This window comes from Chryseobacterium sp. ON_d1 (genome assembly GCF_006829085.1).
Taxonomy (GTDB): Bacteria; Bacteroidota; Bacteroidia; order Flavobacteriales; family Weeksellaceae; genus Chryseobacterium.
This window is the reverse complement of record NZ_BJTC01000002.1, coordinates 184,354-202,731: the sequence shown is the minus strand read 5'-3', so window position 1 is coordinate 202,731 and position 18,378 is coordinate 184,354. Positions and strand designations below refer to the sequence as shown.

General features: G+C 35.9%; 21 protein-coding genes. 14 read left to right on the top strand and 7 right to left on the bottom strand.

What is annotated here, in order from left to right; genetic code table 11:
* Nucleotides 1-24: 24 nt before the first annotated feature.
* From CRS_RS04300 to CRS_RS04280, 5 genes are all read right to left on the bottom strand, one after another.
* A complete protein-coding gene (locus CRS_RS04300) occupies nucleotides 25-672 on the bottom strand; it encodes a GNAT family N-acetyltransferase (RefSeq protein ID WP_142722859.1) in 648 nt (215 codons plus the stop codon).
* Nucleotides 673-694: 22 nt separating this feature from the next.
* The gene (locus CRS_RS24650; RefSeq protein ID WP_228451173.1) at nucleotides 695-1,492 is read right to left on the bottom strand and encodes a PH domain-containing protein; all 798 of its coding nucleotides are present in this window, start codon (nucleotides 1,490-1,492) and stop codon (nucleotides 695-697) included.
* A gap of 144 nt (nucleotides 1,493-1,636) precedes the next feature.
* Nucleotides 1,637-3,007 (bottom strand): histidine--tRNA ligase, encoded by a 1,371-nt coding sequence (gene hisS, locus CRS_RS04290; protein WP_142722858.1) that lies wholly within the window; start codon nucleotides 3,005-3,007, stop codon nucleotides 1,637-1,639.
* Nucleotides 3,008-3,127: 120 nt separating this feature from the next.
* Nucleotides 3,128-3,580 (bottom strand): HRDC domain-containing protein, encoded by a 453-nt coding sequence (locus CRS_RS04285; protein ID WP_142723068.1) that lies wholly within the window; start codon nucleotides 3,578-3,580, stop codon nucleotides 3,128-3,130.
* Nucleotides 3,581-3,598: 18 nt separating this feature from the next.
* Nucleotides 3,599-3,931: a single-stranded DNA-binding protein gene (locus CRS_RS04280; protein ID WP_142722857.1), complete on the bottom strand. Its 333-nt coding sequence runs from the start codon at nucleotides 3,929-3,931 to the stop codon at nucleotides 3,599-3,601.
* A 298-nt stretch (nucleotides 3,932-4,229) separates the two neighbouring features.
* Between CRS_RS04280 and CRS_RS04275 the strand changes: the two genes are divergently transcribed.
* Complete coding sequence (locus CRS_RS04275; RefSeq protein ID WP_142722856.1) at nucleotides 4,230-4,955, top strand: polysaccharide lyase family 7 protein; 726 nt, start codon at nucleotides 4,230-4,232, stop codon at nucleotides 4,953-4,955.
* Between the two features lie 65 nt (nucleotides 4,956-5,020).
* Here CRS_RS04275 and CRS_RS04270 read toward each other — a convergent pair whose 3' ends face one another.
* Nucleotides 5,021-6,046: a methyltransferase gene (locus CRS_RS04270; RefSeq protein WP_142722855.1), complete on the bottom strand. Its 1,026-nt coding sequence runs from the start codon at nucleotides 6,044-6,046 to the stop codon at nucleotides 5,021-5,023.
* 673 nt (nucleotides 6,047-6,719) lie between these two features.
* On the opposite strand from CRS_RS04270, the gene CRS_RS04265 reads away from it, so the two are divergent.
* The 13 genes from CRS_RS04265 (at nucleotide 6,720) to CRS_RS04205 (ending at nucleotide 14,893) form a co-directional block, all read left to right on the top strand.
* Nucleotides 6,720-7,625 (top strand): arginase family protein, encoded by a 906-nt coding sequence (locus tag CRS_RS04265; RefSeq protein WP_142722854.1) that lies wholly within the window; start codon nucleotides 6,720-6,722, stop codon nucleotides 7,623-7,625.
* Complete coding sequence (locus tag CRS_RS04260) at nucleotides 7,626-8,219, top strand: HPP family protein (protein WP_142722853.1); 594 nt, start codon at nucleotides 7,626-7,628, stop codon at nucleotides 8,217-8,219.
* A 5-nt stretch (nucleotides 8,220-8,224) separates the two neighbouring features.
* Nucleotides 8,225-8,569 (top strand): hypothetical protein, encoded by a 345-nt coding sequence (locus CRS_RS04255; protein WP_142722852.1) that lies wholly within the window; start codon nucleotides 8,225-8,227, stop codon nucleotides 8,567-8,569.
* Between the two features lie 23 nt (nucleotides 8,570-8,592).
* Entirely contained in the window at nucleotides 8,593-9,498 is a 906-nt protein-coding gene (locus CRS_RS04250) for a TIGR01777 family oxidoreductase (RefSeq protein ID WP_142722851.1), read from the top strand.
* A 5-nt stretch (nucleotides 9,499-9,503) separates the two neighbouring features.
* Nucleotides 9,504-10,097 carry a Crp/Fnr family transcriptional regulator gene (locus CRS_RS04245; RefSeq protein WP_142722850.1) on the top strand — a complete coding sequence of 198 codons (594 nt, stop codon included), beginning with the start codon at nucleotides 9,504-9,506 and terminating at the stop codon, nucleotides 10,095-10,097.
* A gap of 51 nt (nucleotides 10,098-10,148) precedes the next feature.
* The gene (locus CRS_RS04240) at nucleotides 10,149-10,508 is read left to right on the top strand and encodes a DUF4406 domain-containing protein (protein WP_142722849.1); all 360 of its coding nucleotides are present in this window, start codon (nucleotides 10,149-10,151) and stop codon (nucleotides 10,506-10,508) included.
* Nucleotides 10,495-11,076, top strand: a complete 582-nt coding sequence (gene nudK / locus CRS_RS04235) for a GDP-mannose pyrophosphatase NudK (protein WP_142722848.1) — start codon at nucleotides 10,495-10,497, stop codon at nucleotides 11,074-11,076. Before CRS_RS04240 ends, nudK begins: the two co-directional genes overlap by 14 nt.
* Nucleotides 11,077-11,218: 142 nt before the next feature.
* On the top strand, nucleotides 11,219-11,677 hold the full coding sequence (locus CRS_RS04230) for a DUF2750 domain-containing protein (RefSeq protein WP_142722847.1): 459 nt from the start codon (nucleotides 11,219-11,221) through the stop codon (nucleotides 11,675-11,677).
* 33 nt (nucleotides 11,678-11,710) lie between these two features.
* Entirely contained in the window at nucleotides 11,711-12,091 is a 381-nt protein-coding gene (locus CRS_RS04225) for a VOC family protein (protein ID WP_142722846.1), read from the top strand.
* 392 nt (nucleotides 12,092-12,483) lie between these two features.
* Complete coding sequence (locus CRS_RS04220) at nucleotides 12,484-13,248, top strand: hypothetical protein (RefSeq protein WP_142722845.1); 765 nt, start codon at nucleotides 12,484-12,486, stop codon at nucleotides 13,246-13,248.
* A 116-nt stretch (nucleotides 13,249-13,364) separates the two neighbouring features.
* The gene (locus tag CRS_RS04215) at nucleotides 13,365-13,910 is read left to right on the top strand and encodes a hypothetical protein (RefSeq protein WP_142722844.1); all 546 of its coding nucleotides are present in this window, start codon (nucleotides 13,365-13,367) and stop codon (nucleotides 13,908-13,910) included.
* Between the two features lie 37 nt (nucleotides 13,911-13,947).
* On the top strand, nucleotides 13,948-14,349 hold the full coding sequence (locus CRS_RS04210) for a hypothetical protein (RefSeq protein ID WP_142722843.1): 402 nt from the start codon (nucleotides 13,948-13,950) through the stop codon (nucleotides 14,347-14,349).
* Between the two features lie 97 nt (nucleotides 14,350-14,446).
* Nucleotides 14,447-14,893: a KTSC domain-containing protein gene (locus CRS_RS04205; protein ID WP_142722842.1), complete on the top strand. Its 447-nt coding sequence runs from the start codon at nucleotides 14,447-14,449 to the stop codon at nucleotides 14,891-14,893.
* 290 nt (nucleotides 14,894-15,183) lie between these two features.
* Here the strand turns inward: CRS_RS04205 and CRS_RS04200 are convergent, their stop codons facing one another.
* A complete protein-coding gene (locus CRS_RS04200) occupies nucleotides 15,184-18,372 on the bottom strand; it encodes an efflux RND transporter permease subunit (RefSeq protein WP_142722841.1) in 3,189 nt (1,062 codons plus the stop codon).
* Nucleotides 18,373-18,378: the final 6 nt, after the last annotated feature.

The window sequence follows — 18,378 nt, the reverse complement described above, 5'->3', positions numbered from 1 at the left end:
ATTAAAATTTAATTTATAAAAATATCAGTTTTCTGAAGGTATTACAACAGAAGTATGCAGGCAATAAATTTCCCAGCCTAAGGTTTCATACAAATATTTCCCTTCTTCTGTTGCCACTAAGATATTATTTGAAAATCCTTTTGACAAAGCAATTTTTTCAAGTTCTTTCAATAAAAAAGTAGCGAGTCCTTTTCTCTGATGATTTTTTTCGGTAACAATCCTGTCATAAACAGCCAGGCCATCTATAAGAGAGACACGGCCTATGGAGGCCTGTTCTCCATTCTCCGCTATAATCCTGACAACAAAAGTAGTATTGTACTCAGAAAATTCTAACTGATATCCTTCTGCGAGGCTTATTTCCGGAAAATTCATCGGGTGAAAACAGGTCATCATATACCCCTGGGGCTGCAGTTTCCATTTTTCAGGAATTTTTTTTATAAATTCATCAGGAGAAGTTGATACTTTCAGATAAACCCAAGGCTCAGTAATTGAATGGATAAGTTCAAAAAAATCATCATTAAGTGTAGGAAATACAAAACGTTCTTTTTGTTTTTCATCTCCTACAATCACTCTGAATCCGGATTTATATTGAACAGGAAAAGATACTTCTCTTGACAGACACCATCCTTTAAGCCATTTTTCTACAATTTCCGCTGATACTTTTTCTTTCATGATTAGGTGTTGAACATTTTCATTATAACTGCTCCAGCAGTTTCTTTTTCTGTTCTGTAAATTCTGTATCAGTTAAAACTCCGTTTTCCCTCAGTTTTCCTAATTTTTCAAGCTGATTAAGAATTTCTTCTGATGAAATATCTTTGCCTGTTGTATCAGTTTGCGTTGGAGATCGTTCCTGAGAATGATTATAAATTTCTTTTATCTTATCATAGAACTGTTCTGCATCTTCTTTATCCATATAACATTCAAATTCCACAACCCTTTCATGAAGATGTATTTTAATGATTGGAGATCTGGGATCCGCTACAAAACTTACAGCTTTGATTGTTTCATTCGGATAATCGTTAACCTTCGCTGCTCCAAACATTGATTTTGAAACAGAAAGCATTCTTTTGGGAGTTACGAGTAATATTCCGGCATCCAGTGTATTGATCAACTGAGCATCAGTAATTGTTATGATCTGTTCATCTTCAGAGATCAGATAAGGCAGCTCTTTAATTTCTCCTTTTGTAAAAATGGAAAGGTTAGTTCTCTGCTTTTCCAGTTCAAACTTTATCTTGCGATACCTTCTTTTATAGACTTCTCTTGAGATCTGATCTGAATCTGGATCACTTCTTACCGGAAGATTCTGATCTGCGATTACCACAGTCTGTACAGGTTCCGGCTTTTTATTATTCAGCATTGCATTAATATCTTCAATACTGAACTTATTGAGATTGTACAGCAATTCTTCATAGATATTGGTTGCTATATTCAAACATTTATTGCATAAAATATTGCCATCAGAAAGCGTATTAGCTCCCAAAAGTGTATCCATAGATGTTAATTCTGCCTTACATAATGCACAATTATTACTCATTTCTTTTTTATTCAAAAGTATTTAAATCTTAGCATCCATCAAACAAAACAACCACAAAAATTGCTTTTGCGGTTGTTTTATTTCTTTAATATGGTCTAAAAACTATTCTCCTAAAAACTCCTCTAAAGAGACTGTTTTCTGCTCCCCTGCCTCAAGGTTTTTAAAAGTAACTGTATTGTTTTTAATTTCTTCTTCACCGAGGAAAACAAGATTCTTTATCCCTTTTTTTTCTGCGTAGGTAAATTGTTTATTGATTTTAGCATTTTCAGGGTATAATTCTGCTGAAATTCCTTTTGTTCTTAACTGCATCATCAGTTTTAAAGCTTCTGTTACTCCTTCACCTCCAAAGTTAGCAAACAGATATTCTATTTTGGCTGATGCTTCTTCAGGAAAAAGGTTCAGCTCCTCCATTACAAGATAAATTCTGTCTAATCCAAATGAAATTCCTATTCCCGGAATATTCTTCACTCCAAAAACTTCTGTAAGGTTATCATATCTTCCGCCACCACCAATGGATCCCATGGCTACCTCATCTGCTTTCACCTCAAAAATAGCTCCGGTATAATAATCTAATCCTCTCGCAAGCGTAATATTGAATACTAAATTTTGAATATCAACCCCAAGGTTTAAAGACTGTGTAAGAACAAATTCAAGTTCCTCTACACCTTTTAGACCGATTTCATTTCCTGCAAATTTCTCTTTCAACTGAAGAAGATTTTCAAGAGCGTCATCAGACTGACTGAATAGGAAGTCTAATTTATCAATAGATTCCTGAGAAATTTCTCTTTCAAGCAATTCTTTCACCACTCCGTCTTTGCCTATTTTATCCAGTTTATCAAGAGCAACAGTGAAATCAATCAGTTTATCTGTAATTCCTGCATATTCTGCCAATCCGGATAGAATCTTTCTGTTGTTCATGTGAATGGTTACAGGAACTTTCAGATCTGCAAAAGATTTCAGGTACAATTGAACCAGCTCCACTTCCTGCAGAAGACTTTCACTTCCTACTACATCGGCATCACACTGATAAAATTCTCTGAATCGTCCTTTCTGGGGTCTGTCTGCTCTCCAAACCGGCTGAATCTGAGAACGCTTGAATGGGAATGTCAGCTTCCCATGATTCATAGCCACAAATCTTGCAAAAGGTACAGTAAGATCATAGCGAAGAGCTTTATCGGTTAAATTCTCTGAACTGAAAGGCTTTTCCAATGCTTTTTGAAAGTCATGAAGCATCTGAGTTTTTTTCTCTTCTTTGGCTTCATTGATGCTTGAGTTTAAAATCTTAAAGATCAGACGATCTCCTTCTTCTCCATATTTACCTGTCAATGTAGAAAGATTTTCAAAACTTGGCGTTTCCAATGGCTGAAATCCGAATAATTCGAAATTATTCTGTAAAATATTGATGATATATTTTCTTCTGGAAACTTCCTGTGCTGTAAAATCTCTCGTCCCTTTTGCTAAACTTGGCTTCATTTGTTGTATGTCATTTTGATATCTGCAAAAGTACGGAATTGCAGGGACTTTACACAGCATAAAAAGCTGAAGAAAATCTTCCTTCAGCTTTTCTTTTTGTGGAATCAATTATTCAAAAAATCATATGCTTTCAAGGATTTCAAGAATTTCTTCACCATAATTTTCAATTTTATGTTTTCCGAAACCTTTGATCTCAAGCAGTTCTTCTCTTTTTGCAGGTTTATACTTTGCAACAGAAAGGAGTTCTTTATTACTGGCAATGAAATACGTGGGTAGATTCTGTTCGCGGGCTTTTTCTGATCTCCAGAGTTTCAGTGCATCCAGAATTCTTTCTTCATCCGTATTTAAAGAGTCATTTTCTGCAGAATATTTTACTGCTTTTGGTTCTTTTACTGTATTTTTTGTCAGCTTTAACGCTTCAAAATACAATATTACAGACCAATAACGTTCTTCACTTACAAAAGCTGTTTCTACTTTCATAATCTCGTGGGCTTCCAGAAAATCATCCAGCATTTTCTGATCTTTGTAGAGAAATTCTTCGGGAAGTCTGATTTTAAAAATTTTTACTTTCATCATTTGTGTTTTTAGAATTTATTTGCCTCCCAATAATAAAATTTCGTCTACACGAATTTCTGTGATATACCGCTTCACCCCGTCTTTGTCATCATACGACCTGTAGGTAAGCTTTCCTTCTATGGCTATTTCTTTTCCTTTAGGAACATACTTTTCAAAAATTTCTGCTGTTTTCCCAAATGCGATAAGGTTGTGCCATTGCGTTTCTTCTACTTTCTCTCCTTTCGCATTGGTGTAATGATCACTGGTTGCTAAAGATACGCTTGCTTTTACATTTCCGTTGTCGAAGTTGACTATTTCAACTTCTTTACCTGTGTAACCAATTAATGTTACTTTGTTTCTTAGTGACATAACTTTTAGATTTAAAGATTAATAATTCAGATAAGAGACGTTCACTGTTTTTCTCAAATCTCTGCTGCAAAGATTGTGATGTTCTGATGGCACAGTCGGTAATAAACTATTTAAACTCATTTGTAACCGTTTACTGTCGGTTATATTGTTTAAAAAAATCAACAAATTCATCATAGATTCTTTTATTCATAAGTCTTTATAACTATTATTAAAAATAGCTTAAGAATTAATTCTAATCAAAATTTCCCCAAAGAAATACTATAAATTAGTACTGCTTAATTAACATAACAGAATTTTTATGAAGTCCAGTTTTAAAATCCTGATCAAAAGAGGATTACTTATATTGCTCCCCGGATTTTGTTTTGCTCAAAAAATCAACATGCCCGTTCCTCAGTCAAGGTTTAATCTGACAGAATTCAATCTTCAGTTACCTATTGAAAAGAACAATTCTGTTGCCATTATTAAAGGACCTGATATTGCGCAGTTTTCCTCAGAAAATTTTTATTTTTCACCCGAAGATAACAGTATACGTTTTTTTTGCTCATCAGACGGTAAAGCAACGCAAGGTTCACATTATCCAAGAACGGAATTACGCCAGATTGAAGAATGGCACTTTGAAAATCAGCACAGCTTACAGGTAAAAATGGCTATTCTGCAGCAACCTGGAACCGGAAAGATTATCATTGGTCAGATTCATGGACATTCCAAAGGGACTGAAGCCTTAAAAATCTGGTGGAATAATGGTAATATTCAGGTGGGCTTTAAAAAAGAAGTTAATGATAGAGAGCAAAGAATCACCCTTCAGAAAAACGTTGCATTGAATCAGACATTTGATTACAGTATCCAGCAAAACGATTCTGATGTTTTGGTAAAAATCAATCAGCAAACTACTACCTTCCATTTTGGAGATAGCTGGAAGGCTGAATCTGTTTATTTCAAGGCCGGAAATTATCTTCAGGATAACAGTCAGTCTCCGGTGACTTCCGGGTTAACAGCGATTTATCATATCAGTATATCCGAATAACTTAAAAGGCACCCAACCCTATGATTGGATACCTTTCACTTAATCATCTAACTTAGAATTGGAACTTATGTTTTTTCGCATTCTATAATACTTTTGGATTCTGTACCGATCTGAATCAGCCGGTTAAACCGCAGTCCTGCTCTTCCAATAATGGTTTTGAATTCACTCAATGATCTTTCCTTTCCGGTAAGACAAGCCAGCATAACAATATCCAGAAGTTTGGCAATATGTGGTTGATTCAAAGAATTGTCAGGAATAACAGCGTCTAGAATCAGTAGTTTTGCTCCTTTTGGCATTGCATGATAACAGTTTTGAAGAATCTGTACACACTCCTCATCACTCCAATCATGTATGATCCATTTCATCGTATATAAATCTCCTCCTTTCGGAACTTCGTTAAAAAAGCTTCCTGTAGCAACAGTACAACGATTCTTTAAATTTTCAGGAATAAGCTGAAGTGTTTTTTCAATAACATTGGCTTCGTCAAATATAATTCCGGAGCTTTCCGGCGACGAGTTCAATATAGCATACATCATAGTGCCGTTTCCGCCACCTATATCTATAATTTTCTGATAAGCTTTAAAATCATAATTTTCTATAATTCCTGTCAGCTCCATCCCAGACATTCCTGTCATTCCCTTTCCAAAATTTTCACCAATTTCAGGAAATTCCTTATAAAATCCCCAAAGATCTTTTCCATGAATATGCTCAAAGGGAATTTTACCCGTCTGAACAGCATACGTCAAATCTCCGTAAGTGGTAAAATGTTCATTCATAATTGTTAGCACAAAATTTTTTGCTGTTCCGGGAACGTCCGTTTGTAAAGCAGCTCCAAAATCATTCAGAGCAAAAGTTTTGTTTTCTGATTCTTCAAAAATTCCGACACTGCTCAAAGCTCTCATAACCCTATATAAGGGCATTATTTGTGATTGAGTTTCTTCAGCAAGTCTGGATATTGTTTTTGGACCAGAGGCCAGTAAATCGGCAACATTAAGTTCAGCAGCAGTTTTTACACATCCGGTTAGCCATAAACCACCTAATATCTGAAACATTTTAAAAGTAAACTCAGGTTTAACAGGTTGTTTTTCCATAATGGTTATTTTTAGTTGAATAGCATCTGACTGACTTTAACAATGATATAAGGAATAGCTGATCATCATGAAAACAAAAACAAACTTATCAGGTTTGTTCTTGTCTGACATTTGTCAAATTGAAAATAAGCTTTAAATAATGAGATTAATTTTAACTGAGACAGTATCTGAACTCTTTACAGAGAATCTATTTTTATTCCTCTTCATACTCATTTAAATAAAAGGGAACATACAACATACTAAATTAATTTTCATGATTTATTTTTTTGAATATCCATATCAAAATTACAAAAAAAACACAATAAAGTGAAATAAAATTTAAATTTATTTAGATGAAAACAAGACAGTTATATCCAAAATATAGATTTATACAAATGAGCATTCTATTCGAAAGAGTGACAAATACTGATTTTCAAATACTGAGAAATAAGTAAAGGTATCTTTAGATGTTCAACAATATTTTAATACATGTATTATTTTTCTTTTCAAGAAATAGATTTGATTAGTTTCTAAAATGAGTTGAGTTTTTAGACTTCAGATGTAAAATTTACTGTATTCCAGAATTTAATATTTATTTCATCCTAAAGATGGATTTGTTTCAATAAAATAGCTGTATATCGCACAGTTAGCCATTTACAAACGGATAATTCCGTATCTTTGTGAAAATTCTTTTATGAAAAGGAACATCAATATTTTTGAGTTTCCTCTCAATCTGGGACTTACAAAAAAAGAACATGAGACTGAGCCTGGGGTTCGAAAACTTCCGGACTGGCTCAGAAAGTTTGGTTTTCATACCAGAATTAATCCTAAAAATATATTCAGGCTTAATGCTCCGGAATATTCCATGGAATTTGATGAGGAATCAAAGGTCAGAAATGCAGAACAGATCATTGGATATGCTCAACAACAAGCTGACAGTATTATAAGCCATTATGAAAAGAATGCCTTCAATATTATCCTGGGGGGTGACTGCAGCATTCTGATTGGAAATGCTATCGCTTTAAAAAAACTGGGAAATTTTGGCATTTTTTATTTGGATGGGCATACCGATTTTATTCCACCGGAACTTTCCGAAACAGGTGGTGCTGCCGGAATGGATCTCGCTATTATTACGGGAAACGGGCCTGAAAAACTGACTAATATTAATGGTTTAAAACCTTATATACTGGAAGAAAATATCTTCTGTTGTGGGAACGCTGAAACTGATGATGAAGAATATGTAAGCCAGATCATCAATTCGGACATTCATTACTATGATCTTTATCAGCTCAGAAAGAACGGTTTCAGAAATACCGCTGAAAATTTCCTGAAAATGGTGAATGAAAAAGGTCTCGATGGATTCTTTATTCATCTTGATGTAGATGTGCTGAAAGACGAGATCATGCCTGCAGTAGACAGCAGAATGGAAGACGGAATCAGTTATGATAATCTCGGGGAAATGCTGAAGCCGTTATTTGAAAATCCATTATGCTTTGGAATAGAAATTACTATTTTAGATCCGGATTATGATAAAAAGGGAACCTATACCCGCCCATTTGTAGAGTATTTGATTCAAACTATAAAAAATAAAGAAGACTAAATGAAGAAGGCTATAAAAAGGACATTCAGAGTTTCAAAATATGTAATTTATAAAGAAACGCTTGTTGATTATAAAGAGCATTTCTGGTCGTTTCTGGGTGCATTTTTTGGGATTGGGATTATTGCATTTATCCAGTCTCATTCATTGGCTGAAACTGAAAACATTTTTCTGATTGGCTCTTTCGGAGCTTCAAGTGTACTTATTTATGGTGCTATTCAAAGTCCGCTGGCACAACCCAGAAATCTTGTTGGCGGGCATGTTCTGTCAGCACTGGTAGGGGTTACCGTGTATCAGTTCATTCCAGATATCATATGGCTTTCGGCTCCGTTGGCAGTTGCATTTTCCATTGTGCTGATGCAGTATACGAAGACATTACACCCTCCTGGTGGCGCAACAGCTCTCATTGCTGTGAGTTCTACAGGAAAAATTCCTGAATTGGGTTATTGGTATGTGCTCTCTCCGGTTCTCTCAGGATGTATAATCCTTCTGATTGTAGCACTGTTTTTTAATAATATTACTTCAAACAGAAGCTACCCTACTCACAGCAGATTTAAAAAACTTTTAAAGAAAAGACACACCCATCATCTAAAATAACGAATATGAATTGCCTGGAATGTGGCGAAAAAATCATCGGAAGGTCTGATAAAAAGTTCTGCAACGATGCCTGCCGAAATGCCTATAACAACAAGCAGAATAAGGATTCTAACAACCTGATGCGGAATGTTAACAACAAGCTCCGTAAAAATTACCGCATCCTTATGGAAGTCAACACAGATGGGAAAACAAAAATTCTCAAATCCAGGCTGGATGGCTTAGGATTTGATTTTGACTATTTCACTAATCTGAAAGTCTATAAAAACGGTTCCGAATATAAGTTTATTTATGATTACGGTTATAAAATGCTGGAAGATGACTTTGTACTGATTGTAAAAAACCAGGCATAATCCACCTCTTAAATTATATTATTATGAAAGAAGTTGTTCTGATCACCGGAGCTGGTGGTATGATTGCCAAAGAACTGGCCAAAAAAATAGGTAACGACTATGAAATCAGGTTTCTGACCCGGAACAAGAAGCGTGAAAATGAATATGAATGGGACATTAGAAAAGGAAGTATAGATGAAGCAGCTCTAGACAATGTTTCACATATCATTCACCTTGCTGGGGCCAATATTTCGGAAAAACGCTGGACACCGGAAAGAAAAAGAGAGCTGATCTCCAGCCGCGTTGATTCTGCGGAACTACTTCGCACCGCATTAAGAAAAAACAAGATTAAATTAAAATCTTTTATTTCAGCTTCAGGAATTAATTTCTATGGCACAAAAACTTCAGAAAAAATTGATGTGGAAACCGATCCGCCTGGCAATGATTTTTTAAGTGAAGTTGTTGTTTTATGGGAAAGGGCTGCTGATGATTTTAAAGAACATGAGCTCGCAGAAAGAGTTGTCAAAATACGGACAGCTGTAGTGCTCTCCGAAAAAGACGGAGCTCTGAAGAAAATGGTTCCTCCGGTTCAATATTATATCGGTTCTCCTTTGGGAAATGGAAAACAGTATATGCCCTGGATTCATATTGACGATATCTGTTCCATTTACGAATTTGCCATAAAAAACACTGCCATAGATGGGGCTTATAACGCTGTTTCGCCACAGCATACCACTAATAAAGAACTTATAAAAAAGATTGCAAAAGTACTTGGTAAGCCATTATGGATGCCCAATGTTCCCGGATTTGTTTTAAAACTGATATTTGGTGAACTGGCTTCAGCCATCCTGGAAGGTTCGAGAGCTTCATCACAAAAAATTCAGGAGGCAGGGTTTCACTTTAAATTTCCGGATCTGGATGAAGCTTTAAGAGATGTATTACACAAATAATTGAAATGGAGGAAGAACTTTTAATTATAAAAAACATTTCCAGACATATTTCGCTTACCAATCAGGAGAAATCTTATTTTCTGTCTCTTTTGAAACAAAAGAAGATAGCGAAAAAAGAATTGATTCTGCAGCACCAACAAGTCTGCAAAGAAATCAATTTTGTTCAGTCAGGAATTTTGAGGGCTTTTCATATGGATGCTTCAGGAAAAGAATCTACGATCATGTTTGCAATATCAGATTGGTGGATCACCGATATGTACTGTTTTATCAATCAAAAGCCTGCCATGCTTAATATTGAAGCTCTGGAAGAGAGCTGTATTCTGCAATTGCAGAAAGATGATCTGGACCAGCTTTATCTCAATGTTCCGAAATTTGAAAGGTTTTTCAGGATTATGATGCAGAATGCATATATCAGGGAGCAGCTCAGAACAATTGAAAATCTTTCATTATCTGCTGAAGAACGTTATTATAATTTTCTTCGTAAATATCCCGAAGCCGTAAAACAGATCAAGCAAAAACAAATTGCATCGTATTTAGGCATTACACCTGAGTTTTTAAGCCTCATCAAATCCAATAAACAAAAAAACAGATTCTCTTAAACTACCTTATTTTTTTTATCCTGAAAGTTCAGTTATTTTACTCAAAAAATCATGCTTATACTTATTGCAGGCCCTTACCGAAGCGGAACAAACGATGATCCGCAATTGATCCAGCAGAATCTTCAACATCTTGAATCTGTTGCTCTGCCTATTTTCAGAAAAGGTCATATTCCCATTATCGGTGAATGGGTTGCCTTACCATTGATCCATCTTGCAGGCAGTACCAGAATTGGTGATGAAGCGTGGCAGGAGATACAATATCCGGTGGCTCATGGCCTTCTGGAAAAATGTGACGCTGTTCTTCGTATAGAAGGCGCATCAAAAGGGGCTGACCAGGATGTAAAAATTGCACAGGAAAGAGGTCTGCCCATTTATTATAACATAGAAGATATCCCATATGCAAAATCCTAATATTACAATCCTTAAAACAGAAATCTTATCAGACAACTGGTATACTTTGAATAAAGTTACTTTTTCGGTTCTGAAAAAAGACGGAACTTCAGAAATACAGAGCAGAGAGGCTTATGACCGGGGAAACGGGGCCGTTATTCTCCTTTATAACAGACCGTCAGGCACTGTTATTCTGACCAGACAGTTCAGGCTGCCTACTTATATTAACGGAAATGCCACCGGAATGCTTACTGAGGCCTGTGCAGGACTTCTGGATGATGACAATCCCGAAGACTGTATAAAACGGGAGACAGAAGAAGAAACCGGATATAAAATTTCCAAAGTTGAAAAGGTATTTGAAGCTTATATGTCCCCCGGATCTGTGACTGAAATCCTACACTTCTTTATTGCAGAATATTCCCATGAAATGAAAATTGCTGATGGAGGTGGATTGGAAGAAGAAGGTGAAAATATAGAGGTTCTGGAGCTCATTTTTGAGGAAAGCCTGAAAATGATTGACAATGGGGAGATCAGAGATGCTAAAACCATCATGCTTCTCCAGCACTTAAGGTTAAAAGGAATTATGTAACATCATGATATCAATGATGATTAATCAATGATAGATGATATGTAAAATGTATATATTTACAGGTCTTACAGGGAAAGGATAAAAATCAGACATCATTTTTTAACTGCAGAGCTGCCAATTTATCAATCCATAATTATATAAAATGCTTCAGGATCATATTACAGTACAGAACCGCCATAGAGATTTTATAAAGAAAATCTGTGAAACAGGGATAATTTATGCTTTAAAAGATGAAAAAGGTTATGCCACTTCCTATTCCACGGAAATAGAATATGAAGACGGTGAATCGGTACAGATCATTTGTTTCTGGTCTGATGCCGCAAGGGCAAAGTCATGCATAGAAAATGAATGGAAACACTACGAACCCTCTCTTATTTCTCTAAATGAATTTGTAGAAAACTGGTGTCTGGGAATGAATAACGACGGCCTGCTGGCAGGAACTAATTTTGATAATCATCTGTTTGGTTATGAGGCTGAGCCATTAGAATTGATCCTGGATATAATTTCGGAACTTAAAGCTTCAGGAAAGTCTCTGGAACTGAGAAAATTTGAAAATATAGAGGACATGGAAAACAAGGTCAGAGAAGTTTTGGAAAATTAAAGATAGATCGTTTAATCTTTTGGAAATAAAAATATGAAAATAAAAACCCTTGATCATCTTGTATTAACGGTTGCAGACATTGATGCAACTATTGAATTTTATACCCGGATCCTGGGATTTGAAGCAGTAACCTTTGGAGACAACAGGAAAGCGCTGATTTTTGGACAACAGAAAATCAATCTTCATCAGAAAGGACATGAATTTGAACCGAAAGCAGAAAGCCCGACCTGTGGTTCTGCAGATCTCTGTTTTATTGCTGAAACAGATATTGCTGAGATTATGGAAGAACTCAAGCAGAAAAAAGTGGACATCATCGAAGGTATTGTCGACAGAACAGGAGCTGTAGGAAAAATCAAATCAGTATATTTCCGTGATCCGGACCTGAATCTTATTGAAGTTAGCAATTATTACTAAGCTGGCATTATAAAGGATATCATAAACCATTAAGATTCCAATAAACTTCACTATGGGTAATATCTCGTTTTCTGAATCTTAATGGTTAAAGTTATTGAGCATATTCTTACGTTTGTGGTTACAATCAATTTAAGCTGTTTTAAACTTCCTTGATTATTATTAATATTCTGTTTTTGTAATGATGTTCATCTGCATTTATCGCCTGTTGTAAAGGGTTTTCAGAGTCAATGATATGCAAAGTAAAAAAACTAAATGACAACCGTGCTACAAAATCTATATAAAAAATAGAAAATCAATTGAGAAAATCTATTTAATTCTTTATATTTTGAATTTAAAGCCTTAATTTTGCACTGAAATTCAGAAAATTCGGATTCTTTCAACAACCTATGCGCATGAAAAAAATGATGATCGGGCTTGCATTAGCCTTATCCATTACTATATGGGGACAAAAAACTCCTGCAAAAACAAATAATCTGACACCGTACAGCTATCAGACTTTCAATTGTGACAATAGAGGATATTTCGATTCTGCTAAATATAAAAAAGAAGAAATAGACGGAGTGAATAAGCTTTTGTACCAGTTCAACGGTGTTGTATTTGATACCCGTCCCGTTTTTAAACTTTCCCAGCTTGAAGAAATCCGTCAAAACAGAGAAGCTTATTTAGAGGAACTAGAAAAGCAATACCAGGAAAAGAAAAAGGAACTGTACAACATAAAAGTTATTGACCTTCCAAAGTGGAAAAAACTTCAGGAAGAAACCATTCAGTCTTTTGAAAATGAATACCAGTTGAATAAGGAAGAAATCATTGCTTATTCTGATCCTTCCACCCTTAAAAGCAGTAAATATTATGATACCTGCAGAGAACAGATAGATGCAATATCTTCTCCTGACAGAGAAAAGATGTATGCTGCCTGGAGAACCTATACTGAACTTAAAAGCAAAAACAATGCAGATCCAAAAGGCGTAATGGCAAGGTTTGATGCAAAGATGAATGATCCTCAGAAAGAAGATTATGCCCTGATAGACATGATTGGTCTTGGTTTTCACAACTGCGCCAACAGCAGCTTCAGACAGAAACGTGATGATGAAGGAACTTCTTACAAAGACTTTGACAAGATCTTCACAAAGTTAAAAAGAACCTGTGATGAGCCATAAAGCTGAATGACAGGTTTGATCCTTACAGATATAATGACAGCACCCAATCTGAGTGCTGTTTTTTATTGATTTAAAGCTGAACTATTTTATTATTTTTACGCTTCAACTATGTGACTATGAAAATATTCTACCTCTTCCTGATTTCAGGAACTGTTCTTAAAGCTCAGGAAAAACCACTCTTCAATCGAGATCTTTTAGAGCATCTGATTATACCGTCTCATGAAAAAGACAGTATTTTTCCTATGTACAGAAACGGAGCTTTTGAATATGTTAATATCATAACAGGGAAAGTACTTTTCAATAAAAAATTCAGAGAGGCATATCCTTTTGCTGGTAAATCGGCATTGGTTTTTGATAGTGAAACACATTCCTATAATGCTATAGACAGGAATGGAAGTTATCTACTGCAACAGAAAAATATCTATGAGGTATTTCCTTTACTGAATTGTTCTAAAGCATATGTTAAGTTTAATTATATTACAGATAAAAACTATACAGAATCTTTATTTTTTTACTTTTACGAAGGGGTTATTCAAGGTTGTATCCCTTCGTTCCCACTTAAAGTACCTGGTGAGCCGGTAAAATACTCTTTTCCTTTCGAAAAAACTAAAGAGAATACGTATATCTTAAAAAAAAAACAATGTCAAAAAAGGAGAATTTAATAAAATCAGGGTTCTTTCTGAAAATACTTTTCTGGCAATGAAAAATAATAGACTCGGAATTGCAGATAATGATGGAACGTTTAGGGTTCCGCCTGAGTTTGAAGAATCAACGGTGGAGTTTTCTGAAAGCAGAAAAGGATACCTTAATCTCATTCCGTTAAAGAAAGATGGAATATGGTATTATTACAGCAATAAAGGACAGTTTATGATGAAAAGCGATAAGCTCTGCATTGCAAATATCTCTCCTTTCTTTCATTATAATGAAAAGTTTGGTATTTATAAAAATGGGGAAAAATATAATATCCTTTATAATGACGGCCAATCCTTAGAGAGTGATTACGACTGGATATCAGAAAACGGTATTCTCGTAAAGAATGGGAATAATTATTATTTTGTATTGCAAAATAGAACGGTTGTACCATATTTTAAAAACGAATAAGAAAAGACAAAACATTCAAATAAATTAATAATGAATAAGTTATGATTTATCAGATTTAAATCCATAATTTTGCACCCCGAAAATAAGGATCATAGTTATGAAAAAAATTGGTGAGCACAGGACGCTTCTTGGAGTAGATAAAAATGTTACTTTAAAAGAATTAAAGACCATTTACAGAAATGTGATGAAAGATACCCATCCTGATAAATTTATTAATGACGAGGCAGGAAAAATTGAAGCTGAAGAAAAAAGTAAGTCTGTGATTGAGGCCTACCATTTTCTGGTAAGCATTAACCCGGAAACCCAGGAAAAGTATAAAGAAGAGTATACAGAAACCATTACAAAGTCTAACATTCAGGATTTTTATCTTGAAAAATCAATTTTGACCGTTCAGCATCTGAACGGAAATATATATGAATATATGGGAGTTCCAAGAAATACCTATATCAAAATGATCAATGCTGATTCCCCAAGCCGTTTTGCAAGAAGACACATCTACGGAAACTTCGTTTATAGAAAGTCCGGAGAGGCTATGGCAGATTAATTTTTTTACATTACAATATATAAGAGCTTCCAGTAAAACTGGAAGCTTTTTTATGTTTTGGCTAAAGCCGAATAATGAATGTTATAGAATCAAGCGGGCTAAAGCCCACTCCTATTGAATATTTTCTTTATGTAAAATAATCATCAATAGAAATGGGCTTTAGCTCATTTAGAATTACAAATGTCATTCAACAGCTTTAGCCAAAATCTATGACATCAATCTTTCATCATTGACCAACAAAAAAGCCGCATCAAAAATGATACGGCTTTTAGATTAATTAAAGGTTTAATTTATTTATCCAAATGCTTAGGAGTAAATCCGTCTTCATTCAGTTCTCTGTGTACATAATCTGCTTTCATTTCAGCTTCGTAGTCCACTTTCTTATGTTGTCCCATTCTTCTTAAAAGAGAGTCAAATAATGAATATACTACCGGTACAATGATCAATGTAAGGAATAGTGATGATGTCAAACCACCGATTACTACCCATGCAAGACCTTTGTTAAATTCTGCTCCTGCCCCACTTGCCAATGCGATTGGTAACATACCAAAGATCATCGCAATGGTAGTCATCAGGATAGGACGAAGACGAGCGTGGTTAGCCTGTACCAGGGCATCGTGAGTATTGGCCCCTGCCGCTTTTCTCGCATTCGTAAAGTCAACGATAAGGATTGCATTCTTCGCTACCAGACCAATCAACATGATCATACCCAACATAGTAAAGATATTCAGTGAGTTGGCTGTTAAAGCAAGAATCACCATTACCCCGATCATCGCTAACGGAATTGAGAACAATACTACAAAAGGATATACGAAACTGTCATACAGTGAAACCATTACCAGGTATACCAATACGATAGCTGCCAGTAAAGCAATTCCTAAGGTACCGAAACCTTCCTGTTGGTTCTCCATATCACCACTCCAGATATAATCAACTCCTACAGGTTTTTTGTCGCTCTTCATGAACTGGTCTGCCCATTCATTAGCCACATCCCCTACTGGTCTACCTACTGCTTTCGCTCTTACTTTTACAGAAGGAGATTTATCTCTACGTTCCAGTAAGCTTGGTCCTGACCCCATTTTCACATCGGCAAACTGACTCAGACGAACCTGCTGTCCCTGAGGGTTTGTAAACATAAGGTTTTTAACATCATCAATAGATTGTCTGTTCACATCTCCGAAACGGATATTGATATCATATTCATATTCTCCGGCTCTGAACTTACCATCAGTATTTCCGTTGAATGCAGTCTGCATGGTCTGTCCTACACTTGAAAGATTTAGCCCCAAAGAAGCCATTTTATCTCTGTCAATACTTACCTGAACTTCCGGGCTACCCGTATCTGTTGATAATTCAGCATCTACAGCTCCAGGTACCTTTTTCAATAGCTCCAAGATTCTTGTTGCTTCTTTTACTGCGGTTGCATTATCCGGACCTGTTACTACCATTTCGATTGGAGCATTCTCAGCACCTAAAATACCGATTGGAGCTGTTTTGAATTCAACTCCTGTGAATTTCTCTTCCAGCTGTCTTTTTATTTTCGCAGCTTTGATATTGGTACTTTCAGAACGTTCAGATTTATCAGTTAAGTTCACCTGAACCTCAGACTGGTAAGTTGTTGCCTGAGCACCACCAAAACCTGTCGACTGCTGTCCAACTGTTGTAATAAGGTCTACAACATCTTTATCATTTCTCAGAAACTTCTCAACATCTAATGTCAATTGGTTTGTTTTTTCAACAGTGGCATCTTTTGACAGCTCCATTTGTACCAGGAACTGACCACGGTCGATTGGCGGGAAGAATTCACCTCCAATGAATCCGAATGCTACCAGCATGAATGAACTCAATAAAATAATGAATGTGATCACTACAGTTGAAATTCTTCTTAATGTGGTTTTAAGACACCATTCAAGGATACCAGTAATCCAGTGCGTAAACTTATCAATTAAGCCTTCAAACCAAAGAATGAATTTTTCAAACCAGTTTTTCCCTGTCAAATGTTCCAGCTTACCGAATCTTGATGATAACCAGGGGATAATGGTAAATGAAGCTAATAATGATAACAATGTTGCAATAACTACAGTAACACAGAACTGTCCAAGAATATTGGCAACCAAACCTGAACTCATTGCAATTGGCAAGAATACTACGACAATTACCAATGTAATCGCAGCAACGGTAAATCCGATCTCCGAAGCTCCGTCATAAGCCGCTCTGATTTTACTTTTCCCCATCTCCATGTGACGGTAAATGTTTTCCAGTACCACGATCGCATCATCCACCAGGATACCTACCACGAGCGACAGCCCCAGTAAGCTCATCAGGTTCAGGGTATATCCCATCAGGTTCATTCCAATAAACGCCGCTACCAGTGAAGCCGGGATAGAAACCATTACAATAAATGCGTTTCTGATACTGTGAAGGAATAATAGCATTACAATTGCCACGAGAATAATCGCCAGGAATAAGTCGAAAATAACGTGGTTTGCAGATTCAAGGGTAAAGTCTGTTGTATCGTTTACTACTTTTACTTTTACACCCTGAACTTTATAAGCCTCCTCTACTGTTTTAATGGTTTTCTGAACACTTTCAGATACTGATACCGCATTCGCATCAGATTGTTTTTTAACCTGCATCAGGATGGTCGGAAACTGATTGAATCTAGCTACTTTTTCCACATCTTTCTGAGAGTCAAAAACAGTGGCGATATCAGATAAACGTACCTGGGCTCCGTTTTTATTGGAAACTACCAGATTATTCATTTCCGCAACCGATTTATATTTACCAGATAATCTGATCGTAGATTTTGTAGTTCTTGTTTTCAGACTCCCTGTAGGGAAGTCAAGGTTTGATGATAGGATTGACTGTTGTACGTCTCCTATTGAAAGCCCGTACCCCTGTAATTTTTTCTCATCAAGATTCACCTGAATTTCTCTCTCCTGTCCACCCACAAGATCAACCTGAGCCACACCGTTTACACGGGAGAAAATAGGTTCAATCTTTTTATCTAATAAGTCATAAAGATCCTTACTATTCAGTTTATCAGATGAAATACTCATGGTGATAATCGGTAAATCATCTAAGGAGAATTTATTCAGAGAAGGTGCTTTCACATCATCCGGAAGATCTGCAAGAATGGCATTTACCTTTCTCTGAGCATCGTTCAGGGCATAGTCTACATCAGCACCATCATTAAGCTGAACCATGATTACAGATAGACTTTCGTATGAAGAAGATTCTACTTTTTTAACGTTTTCCAGGGAACCTACGGCATCTTCAATCTTTCGGGTCACGGATGTTTCCACCTCTGCAGGTGAAGCTCCAGGATACACCGTAGAAATCGTTACCATATTGGTTTCAAACTTCGGAATCAATTCGTATCCCATGAGCGTATAACTCAGGATACCTCCCAGCGTCAGAATTGTAAATAATACAATTACCAGCGAGGGTCTTTTAATCGATATTTCTGCTAACTTCATAAACGT

Coding starts and splice junctions, on each gene's coding strand:
- CRS_RS04300 (WP_142722859.1), bottom strand. CDS start 672: ATGAAAGAAAAAGTATCAGCGGAAATTGTAGAAAAATGGCTTAAAGGA.
- CRS_RS24650 (WP_228451173.1), bottom strand. CDS start 1,492: ATGGATACACTTTTGGGAGCTAATACGCTTTCTGATGGCAATATTTTA.
- hisS (WP_142722858.1), bottom strand. CDS start 3,007: ATGAAGCCAAGTTTAGCAAAAGGGACGAGAGATTTTACAGCACAGGAA.
- CRS_RS04285 (WP_142723068.1), bottom strand. CDS start 3,580: ATGAAAGTAAAAATTTTTAAAATCAGACTTCCCGAAGAATTTCTCTAC.
- CRS_RS04280 (WP_142722857.1), bottom strand. CDS start 3,931: ATGTCACTAAGAAACAAAGTAACATTAATTGGTTACACAGGTAAAGAA.
- CRS_RS04275 (WP_142722856.1), top strand. CDS start 4,230: ATGAAGTCCAGTTTTAAAATCCTGATCAAAAGAGGATTACTTATATTG.
- CRS_RS04270 (WP_142722855.1), bottom strand. CDS start 6,046: ATGGAAAAACAACCTGTTAAACCTGAGTTTACTTTTAAAATGTTTCAG.
- CRS_RS04265 (WP_142722854.1), top strand. CDS start 6,720: ATGAAAAGGAACATCAATATTTTTGAGTTTCCTCTCAATCTGGGACTT.
- CRS_RS04260 (WP_142722853.1), top strand. CDS start 7,626: ATGAAGAAGGCTATAAAAAGGACATTCAGAGTTTCAAAATATGTAATT.
- CRS_RS04255 (WP_142722852.1), top strand. CDS start 8,225: ATGAATTGCCTGGAATGTGGCGAAAAAATCATCGGAAGGTCTGATAAA.
- CRS_RS04250 (WP_142722851.1), top strand. CDS start 8,593: ATGAAAGAAGTTGTTCTGATCACCGGAGCTGGTGGTATGATTGCCAAA.
- CRS_RS04245 (WP_142722850.1), top strand. CDS start 9,504: ATGGAGGAAGAACTTTTAATTATAAAAAACATTTCCAGACATATTTCG.
- CRS_RS04240 (WP_142722849.1), top strand. CDS start 10,149: ATGCTTATACTTATTGCAGGCCCTTACCGAAGCGGAACAAACGATGAT.
- nudK (WP_142722848.1), top strand. CDS start 10,495: ATGCAAAATCCTAATATTACAATCCTTAAAACAGAAATCTTATCAGAC.
- CRS_RS04230 (WP_142722847.1), top strand. CDS start 11,219: ATGCTTCAGGATCATATTACAGTACAGAACCGCCATAGAGATTTTATA.
- CRS_RS04225 (WP_142722846.1), top strand. CDS start 11,711: ATGAAAATAAAAACCCTTGATCATCTTGTATTAACGGTTGCAGACATT.
- CRS_RS04220 (WP_142722845.1), top strand. CDS start 12,484: ATGAAAAAAATGATGATCGGGCTTGCATTAGCCTTATCCATTACTATA.
- CRS_RS04215 (WP_142722844.1), top strand. CDS start 13,365: ATGAAAATATTCTACCTCTTCCTGATTTCAGGAACTGTTCTTAAAGCT.
- CRS_RS04210 (WP_142722843.1), top strand. CDS start 13,948: ATGAAAAATAATAGACTCGGAATTGCAGATAATGATGGAACGTTTAGG.
- CRS_RS04205 (WP_142722842.1), top strand. CDS start 14,447: ATGAAAAAAATTGGTGAGCACAGGACGCTTCTTGGAGTAGATAAAAAT.
- CRS_RS04200 (WP_142722841.1), bottom strand. CDS start 18,372: ATGAAGTTAGCAGAAATATCGATTAAAAGACCCTCGCTGGTAATTGTA.